Source organism: Streptomyces sp. SID3343 (assembly GCF_009865215.1).
Taxonomy (GTDB): domain Bacteria; phylum Actinomycetota; class Actinomycetes; order Streptomycetales; family Streptomycetaceae; genus Embleya.
In genome coordinates this window covers 1-2,618 of the sequence record NZ_WWJX01001051.1, presented here as the reverse complement: position 1 = coordinate 2,618, position 2,618 = coordinate 1, and the positions used below count along the sequence as shown (strand labels likewise).

Below are 2,618 nucleotides of genomic sequence, written 5' to 3'. Positions count from 1 at the left end.
AACTGGGGCAGGTCGTAGCCGGTCACGGCGATCCGATGACTCTCGCCGGAGCGACGATGGGCCAGCGTGTGCGCCACGTCGCGCGGGTCCGGGGCAGCCGTCTCCAGTCGGTCGGCCAGCCGTTCGGCGTTGTCCCGCACCGCCTGGGTGCCGGCGCCGGAGAGCAGCAGGACGTGCGGCCCCTCGTTCGCCGGTGCGAGCGGGGCATCGGTCGCGACCCGGGGCGGTTCCTCGACGATGACATGCGCGTTGGTGCCGCCCATGCCGAACGAGGACGCGGCGGCGAGCCGGGGACGGTCGGCCACCGGCCATGCGGTGACCTCGGTGGGCACGAACAGCCGCGTCCCGCCCAGCTCGATGTTGGGGTTGAGCCGGTCGAAGTGCAGGTTCGGCGGGATCACCCCGTGTCGCACCGACAGCACCGCCTTCATCAGGGCGACCGCGCCGGCGGCGGCCTCGGTGTGGCCCACGTTGGTCTTGACCGCGCCGAGCCCGCAGCGCCCGCCGTCGCCGTCGCCGTAGACCGACGCGATCGCCTCCACCTCGATCGGGTCGCCCAACTCGGTCCCCGTGCCGTGGGTTTCCACGAAACCCAGCCGGGACGGGTCGATCCCGGATCGGGCGACGGCCTCGGTCAGCAGTTCCCGCTGGGCGGCACCGGAGGGAGCGGTAAGACCGTTCGACCTGCCGTCCTGGTTCACCGTGCTGCCCCGCAGCACGGCCAGCACGCGATCACCGTCGTCGAGCGCGTCGCCGAGCCGCTTGAGCAGTACCAGGGCACATCCCTCGGTACGCACGATGCCGTCGGCCGAGGCGTCGAACGTCTTGCACCGCCCGTCCGGCGAGAGCAGGCCGTAACGGTGCAGGGACAGGCTCAGTTCGGGGCGCAGGATGAGGTTGGCCCCGCCCGCGAAAGCCAGATCGCTCTCCCGCAGCCGCAGACTCTGGCACGCCAGGTGCACCGCGGCCAGGGACGACGAACACGCGGTGTCCAAGGACACGCACGGGCCGCGCAGCCCCAGCAGATAGGACAGCCGTCCGGCGGCGACACTGTGCAGACCGCCGGTGATGGTGTAGGCGTCGACCGACTCGGCGTCGGCGAGCCCGCCTTGGAGGTACTCGTTGTAGTACATGCCCAGAAAGACACCGGTTCGGGTGTCGGCCAGGGCGCGCGGGGGCAGCCCGGCGTGCTCGGCCGTCTCCCACGCCACCTCCAGCAGCATGCCCTGCTGTGGATCCATGGTCGCGGCCTCGCGAGGGGAGATACCGAAGAACTCGTTGTCCAGTCCCGCCGGATCGTCGAGGAAACCGCCCCGGCGCAGTACCGGGTCCGCGAGCGCGCCGGCGAGTTCCGCCTCGTCCCAGCGGTCGGTCAACTCCTGCCCGACGACCTCACGGCCCTCCACCAACAGCGACCACAAGGCGTCGGGTGAGGTGATGCCCCCCGGCAGGCGGCAGCCCAGTCCGACGACCGCGATCGGCTCCGCGGACACCGTCCGGGCCACCTGGTCCAGCCTGCGGGCCAGTTCGCCGCGCTTGTCCGACCCCAGATCGGCCAGCCGCTGACTCGTGCTCGTCATCCTCGTCCCTCCGTGACATCCGCGGACGTACGCGAGGCGGTGCCCGCCGTCGTATCGGCCTCCAACTCGTCCAGCAGCGCGTCGAACCCCAGGTCCGTCGACATCGCCTCCGACTCGACCGAGGGCGCCGCCCGGGGACTCGGCCGCGACGGTTCGTCCTGCGCCGACTCGACCGCGGCAGGCGCGAGTTCGGCGACCATCCGCGCGCCCAACGCCCGCACCGTGGGGTGGTTCCACAGCAGCGTGGCGGGCAGCGCGAGAGCGAACGCCTGCTCCAGGCGCCGCCGAACGGCCAACGCCATGATCGACTCCATGCCCACTTCCGCCAGCGGACGAGATCGGTCCACCGCGGCCGAGGCGAGCCCCAACTCGGCGGCCACGATCCGGGCCACCTCCGCCAAGACCTCCTCCTCGCACACTCCGCCCGGCCGCGACGGGTCGAGGAAGCGTGCCGCCGGCCCGTCGGCCGCCTCGCGCGGCGGTGCCTGCGCGAAGAGCCGCTCCAGCAGCGGGAGCGGGCGGGCCGGAGGACGAGAGCGGTCCACCGGCAGGACGACCACGTGCGCGGGCGCGCATCCTCGGGCGTGTCGCCACGCCGCCATGGCCTGCCGCTCGGTGACGTCTCGTACGCCCACCGCCTCGAACTCCGATTCCAGGCCGCCCGCCGTCGCGGCCAGCCCGGTCTCACGCCACGCCGGCCAGGCAAGGCTGCGCGCCCCCGGGCAGCCGTCGGCCCGGCGGTGCTCGGCCAGCGCGTCGAGAAACGCGTTGGCCGTGGCGTACGCGCCCTGCCCGGTCAGGCCCAACTGCGCGGCCACGGCGGAGAACAGGACGAAGAAGTCGACGCTGCCCGGCGGGTACAGCCGGTGCAGGGTCACCGAACCGGCCACCTTGGGCCGCAGATCGGCTTCGAGCGCGTCCCGGGTCAAGTCGGCGAGCATGCCGCCGGTGATGACGCCGGCCGCGTGCAGCACACCGCGCATCGGCGGCATCTCCAGCGCGTCCGGGTCGAGCAGGACGCGGGCCTGCTTCTCGTCC

2 protein-coding genes are annotated in these 2,618 nt (G+C 73.0%); both read right to left on the bottom strand.

What is annotated here, in order from left to right:
- On the bottom strand, positions 1-1,580 hold a 1,580-nt coding region (locus tag GT354_RS32950; protein ID WP_161360038.1), incomplete at its 3' end, for a polyketide synthase.
- On the bottom strand, positions 1,577-2,618 hold a 1,042-nt coding region (locus GT354_RS32945; RefSeq protein ID WP_161360037.1), incomplete at its 5' end, for a beta-ketoacyl reductase. The genes GT354_RS32950 and GT354_RS32945, both read right to left, overlap by 4 nt.